The 17,065-nt window shown below is 62.1% G+C and carries 10 protein-coding genes and 1 pseudogene; 5 read left to right on the top strand and 6 right to left on the bottom strand.

Annotated features, from left to right (window positions below; genetic code table 11):
- Positions 1-37: 37 nt before the first annotated feature.
- Together FBAL_RS17085 and FBAL_RS17090 are read right to left on the bottom strand one after the other, a co-directional pair.
- The gene (locus tag FBAL_RS17085) at positions 38-2,368 is read right to left on the bottom strand and encodes a zinc-dependent metalloprotease (RefSeq protein ID WP_013346842.1); all 2,331 of its coding nucleotides are present in this window, start codon (positions 2,366-2,368) and stop codon (positions 38-40) included.
- 56 nt (positions 2,369-2,424) lie between these two features.
- Positions 2,425-2,808 carry a YbaN family protein gene (locus tag FBAL_RS17090; RefSeq protein WP_245544360.1) on the bottom strand — a complete coding sequence of 128 codons (384 nt, stop codon included), beginning with the start codon at positions 2,806-2,808 and terminating at the stop codon, positions 2,425-2,427.
- Positions 2,809-2,966: 158 nt separating this feature from the next.
- On the opposite strand from FBAL_RS17090, the gene hutW reads away from it, so the two are divergent.
- Positions 2,967-5,012, top strand: a complete 2,046-nt coding sequence (gene hutW / locus FBAL_RS19725) for a heme anaerobic degradation radical SAM methyltransferase ChuW/HutW (RefSeq protein WP_013346844.1) — start codon at positions 2,967-2,969, stop codon at positions 5,010-5,012.
- Between the two features lie 72 nt (positions 5,013-5,084).
- Positions 5,085-5,438, top strand: coding sequence for a hypothetical protein (locus FBAL_RS17100; protein ID WP_041251351.1), 354 nt, complete (start codon positions 5,085-5,087; stop codon positions 5,436-5,438).
- A 2-nt stretch (positions 5,439-5,440) separates the two neighbouring features.
- On the opposite strand, the gene FBAL_RS17105 is transcribed toward FBAL_RS17100, so the two are convergent.
- From FBAL_RS17105 to FBAL_RS17115, 3 genes and pseudogenes are all read right to left on the bottom strand, one after another.
- A complete protein-coding gene (locus FBAL_RS17105) occupies positions 5,441-5,839 on the bottom strand; it encodes a YbaN family protein (RefSeq protein ID WP_013346846.1) in 399 nt (132 codons plus the stop codon).
- Positions 5,836-9,549: pseudogene (locus tag FBAL_RS17110) on the bottom strand (response regulator). Before FBAL_RS17110 ends, FBAL_RS17105 begins: the two are co-directional and overlap by 4 nt.
- A 168-nt stretch (positions 9,550-9,717) precedes the next feature.
- Positions 9,718-11,112 (bottom strand): PhoH family protein, encoded by a 1,395-nt coding sequence (locus FBAL_RS17115; protein WP_013346847.1) that lies wholly within the window; start codon positions 11,110-11,112, stop codon positions 9,718-9,720.
- Positions 11,113-11,349: 237 nt separating this feature from the next.
- On the opposite strand from FBAL_RS17115, the gene rapA reads away from it, so the two are divergent.
- The 3 genes from rapA to FBAL_RS17130 all read left to right on the top strand — a co-directional run bounded on the left by rapA (position 11,350) and on the right by FBAL_RS17130 (position 16,145).
- Positions 11,350-14,220: an RNA polymerase-associated protein RapA gene (gene rapA, locus FBAL_RS17120; protein ID WP_013346848.1), complete on the top strand. Its 2,871-nt coding sequence runs from the start codon at positions 11,350-11,352 to the stop codon at positions 14,218-14,220.
- A 92-nt stretch (positions 14,221-14,312) separates the two neighbouring features.
- Positions 14,313-14,927: a DUF3530 family protein gene (locus FBAL_RS17125; protein ID WP_013346849.1), complete on the top strand. Its 615-nt coding sequence runs from the start codon at positions 14,313-14,315 to the stop codon at positions 14,925-14,927.
- Between the two features lie 234 nt (positions 14,928-15,161).
- Positions 15,162-16,145: a cytochrome-c peroxidase gene (locus FBAL_RS17130; RefSeq protein ID WP_013346850.1), complete on the top strand. Its 984-nt coding sequence runs from the start codon at positions 15,162-15,164 to the stop codon at positions 16,143-16,145.
- Positions 16,146-16,197: 52 nt separating this feature from the next.
- Here the strand turns inward: FBAL_RS17130 and FBAL_RS17135 are convergent, their stop codons facing one another.
- Positions 16,198-16,818, bottom strand: a complete 621-nt coding sequence (locus tag FBAL_RS17135; protein WP_013346851.1) for a hypothetical protein — start codon at positions 16,816-16,818, stop codon at positions 16,198-16,200.
- Positions 16,819-17,065 lie beyond the last annotated feature (247 nt).

The raw sequence follows: 17,065 nt of genomic DNA on the forward strand, positions 1-17,065 counted from the left end.
AAAACGGGGCCATTGGGCCCCGTTCAATCACGTCCGGTTAAATCGGTGAACCCGGTGGCAAGGGCAACGGCTTGGCGATCATCCGTACCTCGCTGTCCTGCAAACCCGAGCGCAAGGTTTCCGCCATCAGACGGAAGAACGCGCTTTCCCGATCGGAGGCACGACGGGCACGACGGTCCAGCTGTTCGGCATCCTCCAGCATGCGGGCCCGTACCAGCGCTTTCACCTCCGGCGTCGCATTGTCGTCGTGGTAGAGCGTCAGGTAGCGATCGACCAAAACCGCCTGGCTGCGGTTGAGTGCAGCACCAGCCAGTCCGGACTCCTCATCGCCTTCCAGTACCGCTTCCGACACGCTGTCCAGCAACCATTGCGGGCCGGGCAGTTCGCTGTCGAGCCACTGCTGCTGGGCCAGTCGATTGACCCGCTCCGGTGCCAGCAGTTGGGTCAGCACATGACGGCTGGCCACTTCCGCCAGTCCGGTCAGGTCCGGGATCGGCCCAAGACGGGAGCCAAACTGCTCCCGGCCCGGCGCGCTGCCGTAGGCCAGGGGCGGCCATTGGCTGGCCAGCTCATTCGGCAGCGCCAGCGCCGAGGGCGCCAACACCTTAAGCAGGCTCTCCAACGCCGCCTGCTGATACTCCGGCGCCACCGCGCTTGGGCTTTGGCCCGCGTAATCGTAACTGACGCCCCCAATCAGGCGGCTGACCGCCTCAACCTGATAGCGGGGCATCAGATAGATCGGCACCAACAGCTCACCCAGAGCGCTGACCGGTTCACCGGGCAACAGGGCCTGAGGCCCCAGTTCGGCCAGTGCCAGCTGACGAATCGCCATCACATTATCCAGCTGCACCACCGGGTCGGTGCCGTTATCCCACAGGTGAGCCTGCGGGTGGGCGGCCGCGGTTCCCCGTGCATCGGCATCGCTGATAAAGCGCAAACCGGCTTCCCGGGCCTGACGCGCCAGCTCTGCCTGAACGCTGGCTTCCGGGCCATCGTAGTGGCCGTATCCAAACGCGATGACGTGCTTATCCCAGGGGCTCAACCCTTCGGCATAAGCGTGGTCGAGCACCACCTGACCCTCCTGCAGCGTCACATTAGGGTGGGGGTAGTCCAGCACCGAATGATCGCCGCTGGCGGAGGCGGCAAAGTTATGGGCCAGCCCCAGGGTGTGGCCAATCTCGTGCGCGGAGAGTTGGCGCAGGCGGGCCAACGCCGTGGCTTGTGCCGCCGCCAGCGCGGCCTCCCTGTCGCCCCAGCCAGCGGTCAGGCCGCGGAAAATCTTGTGGTCCTGACGCACCCGCAGTGAGCCCAGAGTAACGTGGCCCTTAAGGATCTCGCCGCTGCGCGGGTCTACCAGGGCATCGCCATAGGACCAACCCCGGGTCGCACGGTGGACCCACTGGATGATGTTGTAGCGGATGTCCTGGGGGTCTGCCCCTTCCGGCAGCATCTCCACCCGATAGGCATCGATAAAGCCTGCGGCTTCAAACGCCTCAGCCCACCAGCGGGCCCCCTCCAGCAGGGCGCTGCGCATCGGCTCCGGGGTGCCCGGATCCAGGTAGTAGACGATCGGCTCCATCACCTCGGAAGGCGCCGCACCGGGGATCACCTTCTCCAGCCGATGCCGGGGCAGATACTGAACCCCCATCGGCTCGGACAATCCGGCGGCGTAATCCTGGTATTGGTAATCAAAGAAACCCGACTCGGGATGGAAACGGCGCGGCGTCATCGGCTCGTCAGGCAGGGCCACAAAGGAGAGGCGCACCTTAAGGCTGAGGATCTCCGGGTCCGGCGTGACCTGCTGGACATAGGCACCGGGCTCGCTGCTGGTGAAGGTCAGCTGCAGGTCCACATCAGCGTTTTGGGGAAAGCGCTTAACGCTGTCGCTCAGCACCAGTGAACGCGCCGCATCAAGCCGGAAGCTGCCCTGGCCGGTGGCCTTAAGACGGTTGGCGATGCCATGCAGGTCGGACAGCAGCAACGGATTCAGTTCGGCGGCCCCGTTCTCCAGTGCCCCCACCCACAATACCGACTCCGCAAACGCCTGGGTCAGCGCCGCGCGCTCGGCCTCATTGCCGGTATGGGCGCGGTAGCGGGTATTGAGCTCCCGCAGCAGCAGGCGATCGCCATGTTGCTCAAACTGAACCAACCGGCGACTGCCCAGTTGGCCGCGGTCCAGGCCGATGTCATTCGAGCCGGCCCCGTGGGGCAGACTGCTGACCAGCAGTAACGGCGTATTCAGGGGAGGCTGACGCAGCAGTACCTTGCCGTGTTCATCGATGGAGAGGGAGAGAAACGGGGCGTCTGCGGCGCTGGCAGGCAGTGACAGAGTCAGAGCCAACAGCAGCCAGGCGATCCTTGCGAGCATGATGTGCATCCATAGGTGACTGATTCAGCTCAGCTTACCTAGCACACTCATTCACCTCAATAGCCGCCCGGCTCGGGAAGGCGCTTTAACCGCATCAGGTAAACGCTGACGCCGGTGGCAATCGCCAGCAACAGCACTTTGACCGACCACAACGGCACCAGCAGGATGGCGATGCCCATGCCCAGCCATTTTCCCAGCAGGCAACGCTGCAACTGAGTGCGGGTCAGCCCCTTGCGGCTGACAAAGTTGTGCAGGTAGGGGCCCAGCACCCGGTGCTCAAACAACCAGCGCTGCAGTCGCGGTGAGGAGCGGCTGAAACAGAAGGCCGCCAGCAACAAAAAGGGCACGGTCGGCAGCAGCGGCACCACCACCCCGGCACTGCCCATAGCGATGGCCAGCCAACCCAACATCATCAGCAACGGACGAAACGGCGCGGCCACCAAGCCATCACCAGATCCCAACTTGGCAGCAACATCGCCGCACTTAACCCTATTTTTACTGTCGATTCCGCACATTACCTCGATCTCCATCACGGACAACCTTTGCACTCGATGCGAGTCTATATGCGACCAATTATCATTACTATTCTTAATTAATTATGACGGTAAAACTTGATGAGTCGCTCACAGGGCGGCTGACCCGAGACCCGATGACCGGTGCCTTCAGCCGTAAAGAGACGGCGCACATTCAGGTGATGGGCAACCCGGTGCTGACGCAAGACCAGGCCGATTGCTGGCACAGCCTGCTGCGCAACGGCCCCAGTGACGGCCCGCGCCTGGCGTACCTGCACATCCCGTTCTGCCGCACCCGCTGCAGCTACTGCGCGTTTTTCCAGAACCGCTCCAGCGACGATAAGATCGCCCAATACCTGAAGGCGCTGCACCGCGAGCTGGCGATGGCCGCTGATCAGGCCGCCCTGACCGGGGCCCCGTTCGACGCCATTTACGTTGGTGGTGGCACCCCCAGCGACCTCTCGCCCCAGCAGATCCTGGAGCTGGGCCAGCGGATTCGTGACACCCTGCCACTGCGCACCGACGCTGAGCTGACCTTTGAAGCCCGCTTCCACGGCTTCGATCAGGGCCGTTTTCAGGCGTGCCTCGATGCCGGGTTTAACCGCTTCTCTCTGGGCGTCCAGAGCTTTAACACTGAATTGCGCCAGCGGCTTGGCCGCATCGACGATGGCGATACGGTACTGCGGGCGCTGGAGCGGATGTGCAATCAGGATCAGGCGGTGATCGTCGCTGACCTGATCTACGGCCTGCCGGGGCAAACGCTGGCGGACTGGCAGCGCGACCTCAACACCCTGGTGGATACCGGCGTAGGCGGGGCCGACCTGTACCAGCTGATCCTGTTGCCGGAGAGCCAGCTGGGTCGGGCGGTTAACAAAGGACGAGTCGCACCGCCTCCGGGCACGGCCGAGAAGGCCGCCATGTTTGAAGCGGGGCTGAGCACGCTGGCTCGTCACCACTTCAATCGCTTGAGTGTCAGCCACTTTGGCCGTGATCGCCGTGAGCGAAACCGTTACAACCACCTTTCCAAAGCGGGCGCAGAACTGATACCGTTCGGCGCCGGAGGCGGCGGCCGAATCCAGGGCCACGGCATCATGCTGGAGCGCCAGCTGTGCCGCTATCTGGAACGCATAGAGGCGGGCGAGAAGCCGATCGCGATGATGACCCAGCCCCATGAGGAGCAAGGCCTGCGCTACGCCGCAGGCGCTGGCTTTGACCTGGGCTATCTCGATCTGGATCGCCTCTACCAACGCTCGGACCGGGACCTGGCGGATGACGCCGCGCCCCTGTTCCAGGCCTGGCAAAACCACGGACTGGTGGAACGCGATGGCCGTTACCTGAACCTGACCAAAGCGGGTCAGTTCTGGCACATCAATCTGCAGCAGGGCCTCAATCGATACCTCGACGCCCTCAATGAGCAACAGCAACAGGCGAGACTCAACACCATGTCCGATCTCTACCAACGCATTCATACCCTGAGCCAGGAGCAGCCCATGGCGTCGCTGGCACAGGTGGGTCGCCAACTGGGCCTGAGCGAACTGGCCACGGTACAGGCGTTGCCACAGGACCAGGCCCGACTGGTGGATGGCCGACACTTTGATCGGCTGATGGCCGCCCTGACCGACTTCGGCCCCACCACCACGGTGATCGAGGTGGCGGGCCAGATCCTGGAGTACAAGGGCGGCTTCCCGGAGGGGCGTTACGGCCATGGCTTCTACAACCTGCAGGGCGAACACCTGCGTGGCCATCTGGATCCGAAAGCGGTCAGCCACATCGCCTTTGTCCGCCGCCCCTTTATGCGCCTGGAAACCCGGTCTCTGTGGCTACTCAACGGTGAGGGCCAGTGCAGCTTCAAGATCTATCTGGGCCGGGACGACAAGCGCCAGCTGCTGACTGAGCAGGTGGCGAAGTTTGACGCCCTGGAAGCGGAGCTGTTGGCGCTGGACGCCGAGATGCCGCCGGCGGTTGCGCCCGCGGCGGAAGCCATTGCCATCGAGGTGGTGGAATGCGATGCCGTACCACGGGCCTGCCCCATCAGTGGCATTCAGCTGAAGCCCGGACAACAGCTGAGCCCGGAGCAGGACGCTCAGGTGCGCCAGAGCCGCTGCCCGATGAAACGCCTGCTCGGCCGATAATCCAAACCGAGCCTTGCGATGGTGCCCACTTTACGTCAGCGTAGAGTGGGCACTTTTCATTCGGGGGCACGGATGCACAAACCCATCCTTTTGCTGACACTGCTGCTGGCCGGTTGCGCCAGTGGCTATCGCGGTCATGTGGTTTACGGCACGGAGTCGATGCAGTTTGTCGATTGTCGAACCGGAGAGTGGTATTGGCTGGGACGCCAGGAGGGGGATCCTGAGCAGTGGCAGGCGGTGCATGCCATCGTCAATGACCGCAGTGGTTGCGAACAGAGCTGGAACTGCCCCACCCCCTGGGCGCCGGTGGCGGTGCTGGGCAAACGCTCTGCGCCCGGGGCGTACGGCCCCTTTGGTCAGGAGGGGCGCAAACTGGATATTGTGCAGATTACCCTGCTGACAGCGCCCCCCTGCGCCGAGCCCTGAGGCTACTCGACCTCGCCGGGCAGCAGGCGCTTCATCCGGATCAGGTGAATGCTGACCGCCACACCGATGGCCACCAGCCCCCACTTCACCGCCACCACCGGTGCAATCAGGATGGCGATGCTCATCCCCACCCACATGCTGACCAGTGACGAGATGAGCTGACGCTTGGTCAGCCCTTTGCGCTCGAGGTAGTTACGCAGATAGGGGCCCAACAGCCGGTTGTTGTAGAGCCACACCTGCATCCGCGCCGACGAACGGCTGAAGCAGAAGGTGGCCAGCAGCAGGAAGGGCACGGTTGGGATCAGGGGCATAAACACCCCTATCGTGGCCGCCGCCACTGCCAGGCAACCGAGGCCAATCAACAGGTATTTCAGCGGGCCCCGTACCGGTTTCGGGCTCATCCGGCACGGCTCCCCTGCTCAAGAAAACGTTTCACGGTCTCAAACAACTCAGGCAGTACGATGGGTTTGGTGATGTGGTCGTTCATGCCCGCCGCCAGACTCTTCTCCTTGTCGCCGGCCATAGCGTGCGCCGTCATGGCGATAATGGGCAGATGCGGATGGGTCTGGCGCAGGGTACGGGTGGCCTCAAGGCCATCCATCACCGGCATCTGGATATCCATCAACACCAGGTCGTAGTCCGAGGCCGCCACCAGATCGACCGCCTCCTGGCCGTTACCGGCCACGGTCACCTGATAGCCCGCGCTCTTCAGCAGCTCGGTGGCCACCTGCTGGTTAATCAGGTTGTCCTCCACCAGCAGAATGTGGGCGCCGTCGGAAGTCTCTTCCTCCGGGCTCAGGTCCGCCAGCGGCTGGGCATCCACCTGGCCATTAAAGGCGTCCACCACCTCGTCATACAGCATCGAGGCTTTGAAGGGCTTCTGCAGCACCGCCTGGATACGGCCATCCCGCACCTCGTCCATCAACGGATGGCCACTGTAGGCGGTCATCATGATCACGGTGGGGCGACGCTCCAGGCGGCCACTGGCCACCAGATCATCGATGCCGTCCAGCACTTCGGTGCCGTCCATCCCCGGCATCATCCAGTCCAGCAGCACCAGGTCCGGTTGCTGCCGCACCATCTCGCGCAGCGCCGCCGCGCCGCTCTCGACCGTCTCCACCCGACTGAAGCTGAAATCGCGCAGGTAGGTGGAGTAGATCTGCAGGGCGGTGTGGTTGTCGTCCACCACCAACGCTTTCAGGCCAGCGATGCCATCGGGCAGGCTGCGGCCCTTGCGGTCCGGTTCCGCCACCCGTGGGGCGTCAATGGTAAAGCTGAAGGTGGTGCCGACACCCGGCTGGCTCTCCACTTCGATATCGCCGCCCATCATCGCCACCAGGTGCTTGGAGATGGAGAGGCCAAGGCCGGTTCCGCCGAACTGGCGGGTGGTGGAGCCATCGGCCTGGCTGAAGGCGTCAAACAGGTGATGCTGCTGATGCTCGGAGATGCCGATGCCGGTATCCCGCACCCAGAACTTCAGGGTGATGCGGCCATCGCGCTCCTTGAAGTCCTCGCATCCGAGCTCCACCTCTCCCTGCTCGGTAAACTTGACCGCGTTGGAGAGCAGGTTGACCAGCACCTGACCGAGCCGCAGCGGGTCGCCCATCAGGTGCAGCCCGGCACTGACCGGCGCGTACAGCAGCAGCTCGACGCCCTTCTCCTGGGCCTTGAGGCTGTTGATGGAGATGGCGTGCTCCAGCACCTTGTCGAGGGCAAATTCGGTTTGCTCCAGCTCCAGCTTACCGGCCTCGATCTTGGAGAAGTCGAGGATGTCGTTGATGATCCGCAGCAACGACTCGGCACTGACGCGGGCCTTGTCGAGGTAATCCTTCTGGCGCGGATCCACATCGGTGCGCAGTGCCAGATGCAGCATCCCCAGCACGGCGTTCATCGGCGTGCGGATCTCGTGGCTCATATTGGCCAGGAACTCACTCTTGGTGGTGTTGGCCAGCTCCGCGTCCTGCTTGGCTTCCAGCAGCGCCACTTCATTCTCTTTCTGACGGGTGATGTCCTTGTGGGTGCCGAGCAGACGGGTCGGCTCACCCAGATCATCAAACTCCACCGCCCGGCCCCGGGACAGAATCCAGTGGTACTGGCCGTTCTTGCCCCGCAGACGGAACTCCATGCTGAAGGACTGATCCGGCTTATCCAGATAGTCGTCGATGTAGCGCTCTACCCGCTGACGATCATCCGGGTGCATCAGTTCGTAGTAGGTTTCGATCAGCAGCGGGAACTCATCCGGCTGATAGCCCAACATGGTGTAGTAGGCGGGATTACAGATCAGCTGATTGGAGTCGAGGTACCAGTCCCACAGGCCATCTTCCACCGCGTCCATCGCCAGGTGGTAACGCTCCTCGGAGCGCTTAATCTGCTCCTGCTGCTCCGACTCGCGGGTGATGTCGCGCCAGACCGCGATCATCCCCAACAGTTCGCCACGGCGGGTGTAGAACGGCAGGCGCAGGGCATCCAGCAGCTTGCTCTTGCCCTCGATCATCACCCGCTCCTGGTAGCGCAGTGGCACCCGGTCACGCAGCACCCGAACATCCTCTTCGCGGATGCGGCGGCCACGCTCGGACGGGTCGGTTTCGGTCACCAGGGCGCCGATGATCTCCGATTCGCTTTGTCCCAGAACCCGCTCGGCGGCTTTATTGCAGCCGAGGTAACGGCCCTCAGTGTCCTTAAACACGATGGCCTCGGGAATGGCGTCAATCAGTGAGCGCAGCAGTGAGAAGTCTCGCTCACGGCGCTCATTGGCCAGACGCAGGCGTTCGGTACGCTTGGCCACCAGCTTATCCAGTCGACGATTCTGCTCAGCCAGATGGTGGGTGTACTGCTGGTTCTCTTCAAAGATGCGGGTGATCAGCTCAAACCAGGGCTCCCAGCCAGGGGCGATGCGCTTAGGCAGCGGCCGCGGTTGCTGGGCCGACTGCTCGAGGTGGTTAAGCAGTTTTGCCGCCGGGCTGACGAAGGCGCGACGAGTCAGGTAGTGCACCGCCGTGATCAGGATCGAGAGCGCCAGAATCACCATCAGGAAGGTGATCTCCAGCTTGTCCCAGGCTTCCGCCACCAGTTCATGCTCCGGCTGCAGGTAAAGCAAGCGCCAGGGGGCGTTCTTCAGCACCACCGAGCGCACGTAGTAGCCGTTGATGATCTTGCCGTCGGTGGCGCTCATCAGCTCCTCCTGCGGCAGGCTGTGAAGCTGGGCCGGGATCTTCTGACTGAGCTGGTAGGAGCGCGGGTTGGGGTCCGTGTGCATATCCGGATAGGTCAGCAGGTTGTTCTGCTCATCCAGCAGCAGCACCGTACCGGGCACATCAAAATAGTGATCAATCTGGCGCGACAGCGTGGTCAGCTGCAGGTCGAGCATCACCGCGGCAATAAACTCATTGTCGAGGTAGACCGGGATCCCCATGGTGGTGATCAACTCACCCCGTTGGTTGCGGTTCACGCCGCTCCAGAACACCTTACGCTGCGGGTTGTTCTCCGGCAGCGCCAGCTTAAACAGCGGTGAATTCAGAATGCGGCGATTGAAGTTGTCTTCACTCTCAGGCCAGGGGTACACCGACATCATCCGGTGCTTGGAGATGTAGTAGATCTGCGACGCCTTGGGGGCCATCTGCTGGGCCACCGGGAAGGTCACCGACATCTAGTAAAGCATATCCAGTTCGCGGTAGAAGGCGTCACTGCGCCCGGCCAGGCGGCCAAAGCCACTGATGCGGCCCATCCCCTCAAACGCGGTGTTGGTGTCTTTGTAGGTGGGCTCCAGGGCGAAGAACTGGCCACTGGCATCAAACCGGCCGATGTCCGGGAAGCGGTCGATGCGGGCCAGTTCCCCCATCTTGATGTGGGTCGCGGCGAAGTCACGCAGGGAGCGTAGCGCGTGGATACTGTTGTCCATCAACAGCTCAACCTGCTGGCTGTGCTGGGTGATCTCCTCCATCTTCTGGTCAAGAAGCTGGCTACGCTGACGGCCATACTCAAGCCAGGCCACAAACAGCGCCAGCAACACCACCGCCAGGTAGGTATAAAAGACGGCTTTATTGTAGCGACGCAGAATCGGTGCTTTCACGTGTAGGAGATCCCCGGAACAATCTGTGGTGGAGTCTACCAGAAGCCCCCCGCTGACGGCAGAGGAAGCCTGCAACGGCAGAGGCTTAGGTAACCTGCACAATCCGACCGCAAGCGCTTGGAATTGTTGCCTCGACCCTGAAGTCTTTACCTTTCTTTAACTTGAACGGGACACCCTTCACTCAAAGGGTGTCCCGTTTTGTGGTGGGCGTCAGAGGTTTTCTTCAGCGAAGGAGGCCAGGCGCGAGCGCACCACACCGTTCAGGTAGACGTTGGCGCTGCCTTCGAAATCCTTAAATCGTTCGACGATGTAGGTCAGCCCCGAGGTGACGGCGCTGAGGTAGTTGGAATCGATCTGCGCCAGGTTACCGGAGCAAACCAGTTTGGTGCCCTCCCCCATGCGGGTAATGATGGTTTTGATCTGAGAGGCGGTGAGGTTCTGACACTCATCCAGCAGCACAAAGCTGTTCTGAATCGAACGACCGCGCATAAAGTTGACCGACTTAAACTGGATGTTGGCCTTATCCATGATGTACTGCAGGCTGGAGCTGGGACTCTCATCGTGCTTATGAAGCACCTCCAGCGTGTCCGTCACCGCCGCCAGCCAGGGCATCATCTTCTCCTCCTCCGTGCCCGGGAGGAAGCCAATGGACTCGGCAATTTCCGGCGTATTACGGGTCACCAGTACCCGGTCGTAACGCCGCTGCTCCACCACCTGTTCCAGCGCGGCGGCCAACGCCAGCAGGGTTTTACCGGAGCCGGCCGGGCCAGTCAGGATCACCAGGTCAACGTCAGGGTCCATCAACGCCTGCAGCGCCATGCCCTGATAGACGTTTTTGGGCGAGATGCCCCAGGCGTGGTAGCCCATCAGACGGTCGCGGCCCAGATCCTTGATGGTGACGCTGTGCTCATCCAGCCCCTTGACCTGGCCACAGAACGTTTCACTGTCGTCCACCAGGTACTGGTTCTGGTAGAGGCTGTCGACCCCCAGCGCCTCACGGTCCAGAGTGTGATAAACGAAGCGACCCGCCTGATGGCTGTGGACGTCCCCCACCCGATCCCAGAGTTTGCCGTCAATCTGGGCAAAACCGGTGGCGAGAAAACGGATGTCCTCCACCAGCTGGTCACTGCGGTAGTCCTCCACCTTGCGCAGCCCGGCGCCCTTGGCCTTGAGCCGCATATTGATGTCTTTGGTGACCAACACCACCTCAACATCGGTACGGGTTTGCTGCAGGTAGAGTGCGGAGTTGATGATTTGGTTGTCGTTGTGGTCGCCCGGCAGGGCAATGGGAGTGTCGAACTGGACTTGGTGGTCAGGGAAGATGGCCAGGGTTCCGGCGCTGTCGGGGTGGCTCTCGCGGGGCAGTAAGGGCACCCCGGCCACCAGTTGTTCAGGTGGGGCCCCGCCGACACAGTCTTCCAGGGCTCTGATGGCGATTCGGGCATCGCGAGACACGTCTTTTTTACGGTCTTTGATCTGGTCCAACTCCTCCAACACGGTCATGGGGACCACCACGTCGTGCTCTTTAAATGAATAGATGGCGAGGGGTTCGTGCAGTAACACATTGGTGTCGAGCACAAAGAGCTTCTTCTCCGCCTGGACCATGGCACCTCCGCTATGCTTTACAGGTTTTTCCCGGTACTGAGCGGGGCGCAGGTTATCGCCGTACACACGCCTTACGAGTGCGGCGAACTCCACGCCTCACAAGACCTACCATGACAGATAGGCTGGCCTTTGACCAGCCTTAAAAGGAGCCGGCTTGGCGGGTGATCACTGCCATAAACTCATGTAAGATACGCGCCTTTTTCCGCCCCCTCACCCACATCAGGAGTAGCGCAATTCATGTCCTTTGCTCTGGGTCAACGCTGGATCAGCGACACCGAATCGGATCTGGGCCTGGGTACCATCGTGGCCATCGAAGGCCGCATGGTGACTCTGCTGTTCCCCGCCACCGGCGAGAACCGAATGTTTGCCATTCAGGACGCGCCCCTCACCCGGGTTATTTTTAACCAGGGTGACGAAGTCACCAGCCATGAAGGCTGGGCACTGACCGTCACGGAATTGACCGAGCAGAACGGCCTGGTGACCTACCACGGCACCCGGACCGACACCGACGAACCCGTTACCCTGCGGGAAACCCTGCTGGACCACCAGATCCGCTTTAACAAGCCTCAGGATCGCCTGTTTGCCGGTCAGCTGGACCGCATGGAACACTACGTCACCCGCTTCCTGTGCCAGCATCAGCGCCACGCCATGCAGCAGAATCCGCTGCGCGCCCTGCAGGGCCCCCGTGCCGGCCTGATTGCCCACCAGCTCTACATCGCCAACGAAGTGGGTCGTCGTCACGCCCCGCGGGTTCTGCTGGCGGATGAAGTGGGTTTGGGTAAAACCATTGAGGCGGGCCATATCCTGCATCAGCAACTGCTGTCCGGCCGTGCCGAGCGGGTGCTGATCCTGGTGCCGGAGTCACTGCAACACCAGTGGCTGGTGGAGATGCTGCGCCGCTTCAACCTGCGTTTCGCCCTGTTTGATGAGGAGCGCTGCATCGAAGCACTGGCGGATTGCGACAACCCGTTCGAAACCGAGCAGCTGGTGATCTGCTCCATCGACCTGCTGCGCAAGAAGAAGCGTTTTGAACAAGCGCTGGAAGCGCCGTGGGACCTGTTGGTGGTGGACGAAGCCCATCACCTGGAGTGGAGCGAAGACCAGCCCAGCCGCGCCTATCAGGTAGTGGAAGCGCTGGCCGAGGCGATCGCCGGTGTGCTGCTGCTGACCGCCACCCCGGACCAGCTGGGCCACCAGAGCCACTTTGCCCGACTGCGCCTGCTCGACCCGGACCGCTTCTACGACTACGACGCGTTCCTGAAAGAGGAAACCGAGTACCAGAGCGTGGCCGCTGCCGCGGAAGCGCTGCTGGCCGAGCGCCCGCTGACCGACGAAGAGCGTACCGCCCTGGCCGCCATGCTGCCGGAGCAAGCGCTGCAGACCGACAGCGCCGAAGGCCGCGAAGCCCTGCTGCGCCAGCTGCTTGACCGCCACGGCACCGGCCGGGTGCTGTTCCGTAACACCCGTGGTGGTGTCAGCGGCTTTACCCAACGCCATCTCAATGCCCATCCGGTCGCTCTGCCGAGCCAGTACGCCACCGCCGTCCGCGTCTCCAAGATGCTGGGCAACAACGGCTCCCTCGAGCAGAAAGTGCTGAACAACCTGTACCCGGAGAAGCTCTACCAGGAGTTTGAAGGGGAGGGCAGCAGCGCCAGCTGGTGGACCTTCGACACCCGGGTCAACTGGATGCTGGAGTTCCTTAAAGCCAAACGCTCCAAAAAGGTGCTGGTGATCACCGCCAAAGCTTCCACCGCACTGCAGCTGGAGGAAGCCCTGCGCAGCCGCGAAGGGATCATGGCGGGCGTATTCCACGAAGGGATGTCCATCCTGGAGCGCGATAAGGCCGCGGCGTTCTTCGCCCAGCAGGAGGGCGGTGCCCAGGTGCTGATCTGTTCCGAGATCGGTTCCGAAGGCCGTAACTTCCAGTTTGCCCATCACCTGATCATGTTCGATCTGCCGCAGAACCCGGACCTGCTGGAGCAGCGTATCGGTCGTCTCGACCGCATCGGCCAGACTCAGGATGTGCAGATCCATGTGCCCTACATCGAAGGCAGCGCCCAGCAACAGCTGCTGGATTGGTACCACCAGGGCCTCAACGCCTTTGAGCAGACCTGCCCCGGTGGCCACCTGATCCACGCCGAATTCGGTGAAGACCTGCTGCAGGTGCTGGCGGGTGAAAACGAAGACCTGGCTGACCTCATCACCCGCACCGCTGAGCGCGCTGGCGAGCACAAAGCGGCCATGGAAGCGGGCCGCGATAAGCTGCTGGAGATCCACTCCAACGGTGGTAAGCAGGCTGACGCCCTGGTGGCGGCTCTGGAGAAAGAGGACGACGACACCGACTTTGTCAGCTTTATGCTGAAGCTGTGGGATGTGATCGGCGTACAACAGGATGACCGTGGTGAGAATGCGGTGGTACTGACGCCGACCGAGCACATGCTGTACCCCAGCTACCCGGGTCTGCCGGAAGATGGCCTGTCGGTCACCTTCGACCGTGACACCGCCCTGTCCCGTGACGACTTCCAGTTCATCACCCCGGCCCACCCGCTGGTCAGCTCCGGCATCGATATGGTGACCAGCAGCGAAACCGGCTGTGCCGCGGTCTCCCTGATGAAGAACAAGGCCCTGCCCGCAGGCACCCTGTTCCTGGAGATGATCTACATGGTGGAAGCGGTGGCCCCGGCCGAAGTGCAGCTGGGTCGATTCCTGCCGCCCACCCCGATCCGCCTGCTGCTGGATAAGAGCGGCAAGGATCTGGGCCAGAACGTCGACTTCGAGACCTTCAACCGCCAGCTGATCCCGATCAACCGTCACACCGGCTCCAAGCTGGTGAACGCGTCCCAGTCTGCCCTGCACCCGCTGATCGCCAAGGCGGAACAGCATGTCGCTGGCCAGCTGGCTGAACTGGTGGCTCAGGCGGAAGAGAAGATGACGGCTGAGCTCGGTGGCGAGCTCGCCCGCCTCGAAGCGCTCAAAGCGGTTAACCCCAACATCCGGGGCGCCGAGCTGGACGCCATCCGCGAACAGATGAACATGGTGAAGGCCCACCTCGGCCGGGCCCAGGTTCAACTGGATGCCATCCGCCTGATTGTGGTGACCCCGCAGTAACGGCAAACGACAACGCCCGGCCATTGGCCGGGCGTTGTGTATTTGGCCGGGTTGCGCCACACTGGCGCCATCGTTCACCACCCTGCATCGCCATGTTTCGCTGTCTGTTTCTGCTTCTGCTGATTGCCCTGCCCTGCCACGCCATTGAACGCAAAGCCTTTCCCGCGGAAGCGCCCGGCAGCAAGGGCACGGTGATCGTACTGGCCGACGCCGGAGCCGTGGTCGACAGTGGCCACTGGCAACGCACGCTGCTGCGCACCCTGCCCCGCCATGGCTGGCGCGCGCTGTCTGTGGCTCAGTACGATGGCCTCAGCAGCCTGCCTGAAGCCCTGCAAAGCGAACCCGAGCCCCACTACTGGGTGGTCAGTGGCGCAACCGCCGGTGAGGCCGTTAATGCCATGGCGACGCAGCAACTGCCTCTGCCTGCGGGACTGGTGGTGTTGGGCCCCTTTCGCCAGACTCCAGCCGAGAATGACGCCCTGCCAGCGCAACTGGCTGAATTGGGCATTGCGGTGCTGGATATGAGCGGCCCTGGCGATCATCCACTGGCACAAGCCACCACCGAGGCCCGTCAACAGGCCAACCGACGCACTGCCAACCCCCATTATCGGGCCATGGACTGGGCACTGGACTGGGACCAGAGTGCCGACACCCTGGCTCAGCGCATCCGTGGCTGGCTGAAACAGCAGAAAACCTCGCCACAATGAAACATTTTTTCAAGCCCTCCTCGCGACCTGCGAGCCAGCTCACCCATTGGCCCTTACCCTGCCACAAGTTGCTGTAACCACAAGGAAACCCTTCACACTTTTGGCATCTAAGATGGCGATAGGCGCTATCTTCTCTATCCGTTTTTCCGATGACTTAACCCTACGTACTCTGTGGGCATTCACTGCACAGAGATTGGCCCGCTCCGGGCCACACATTACACAGGGAGAACCATCATGCGCCGCACCATCGTTGCCACCACCCTTCTTGCCGTTACCGGCCTGGCCCATGCCGCTGAACCGATCCAGGTGATCGAGCCGGCCACCATCACCAACCCGGAGATGGTGGAACTGGGTAAGAAGTTGTTCTTCGAGCCGCGCCTGTCCAAGTCCGGTTTTCTCTCCTGTAACAGCTGCCACAACCTGAGCCTGGGTGGCGTGGATATCCTGCCGACCTCCATCGGCCACAACTGGCAGGAAGGTCCCATCAACGCGCCGACCGTACTCAACGCCAAGTACATGCTGGCCCAGTTCTGGGATGGCCGTGCCGCGACCCTGCAGGAGCAGGCAGCCGGCCCCATCGCCAACCCGAAAGAGATGGCGCTGGAACATGAACTGGCGCTGGACGTACTGCGCGCCATCCCGGGCTACCAGGCCGAGTTCTCTGAAGTGTTTGGCGACAAGGGCATCACCCTGGACACCGTCACCGAAGCGATCGCCACCTTTGAAGAGACACTGGTGACCCCCAACAGCCGTTTCGACCAGTACCTCAATGGCGACAAAGAGGCCCTGAGCACCGCTGAGCAGGAGGGCTACGCCCTGTTTAAGAGCAAGGGTTGTGCCGCCTGCCACAACGGTCCGGCCGTGGGCGGCACCATGTACCAGAAGATGGGGCTGATGCAGCCGTTCGTCACCAGCAACCCGGCCCAGGGTCGCGTCGACGTGACCGGCAAGGAGCACGACCGCATGGTGTTCAAGGTGCCGACCCTGCGCAACATCGAGCTGACCTACCCCTACTTCCACGATGGCTCCACCTACGACCTGAAAGAGGCCGTTATCGTGATGCAGCGTGTGCAGCTGGGCCAGGAGCTGACCGACCAGGAAGCGGACCGCATTACCGACTTCCTCAAAACCCTGACCGGCGAGCAGCCGCAGATCACCCTGCCGATTCTGCCGCCGTCCGTAGCCGGCACGCCGAAGCCGCAGCCGTTCGCCAAGTAACGGTGGCCAGATAACAAAACGCCCCGCAATCGCGGGGCGTTTCTGTTGGGGCTCACTCCGGGGTGGGCAGGTAGCGCCTCAGAATGCGCCACTGTTCATGGTTGAGGTCCTGCGGAGAGGCGGCGCCATAGAGCAGCGGGCGCTCACCAGGAATCGGCAACAGCTCCAGATAGAGGGTTTGCGGCTTGCCGGTCACAAAGGGTTCCACCCAATTCAATTCCGCCAGGTAGCCACCCAGCACCGTGGTGATGGTCAGGCTCACCTGCTCGGGGTCACAATCAAACTCGTTGTCGGCGGCCACGGTGTCACACAGGCCCCGATAATAGACCGAGAGCAATTCCTGAATGCTGGCTTTGTTGAGGGCATGGCCCGGCTCCAGCGAAAAGGCGAACAGGTAGCTGAAGAAGTCACTGGCCTGGGGGTCAAACATCCCCGGCGCAAAACGCATCTCTTCCACCCCCTTAAAGGGCAACTCCGGCGCAAACTCCGGCGGCAGCGCTATGCGTTCACCTCGCCAGCCGGCAGGCTTGGTCAGCAAGGTCATGGCCACCGCTTCGGTTACCGGTGGGTCCACCGGGTCCGGACTGGCGGGTTCCTGAGTCACCGTGGGCTCCTCCTGAGCCAGCACACTGACGCTGAACAGTGCGGCCAACAGCCAAACTTTGCCTTTCATAGCGGGGTTCCTTGTTATTGCCACTAGACTGATATGCTTGAGATTTGATGAAAAAGCAACCTTTCACTGCGGTTTACTCATCCGCCCCACTCCTGGGCAGGGAATTGCCGGTTCGGGGTTGCCTACCAGGTCCTAAGCGCCTAAAATCGCGGCGCGAATCCCATTGAGCGAAGCCAATATGGACCCCATTCCCAGTCCCAGGTGGGACATGAAAACGAACCTGAATCAACAACCTGCCTAGGTCTGC

Origin of the sequence: Ferrimonas balearica DSM 9799 (genome assembly GCF_000148645.1) — a bacterium.
GTDB classification, from domain to species: Bacteria; Pseudomonadota; Gammaproteobacteria; order Enterobacterales; family Shewanellaceae; genus Ferrimonas; species Ferrimonas balearica.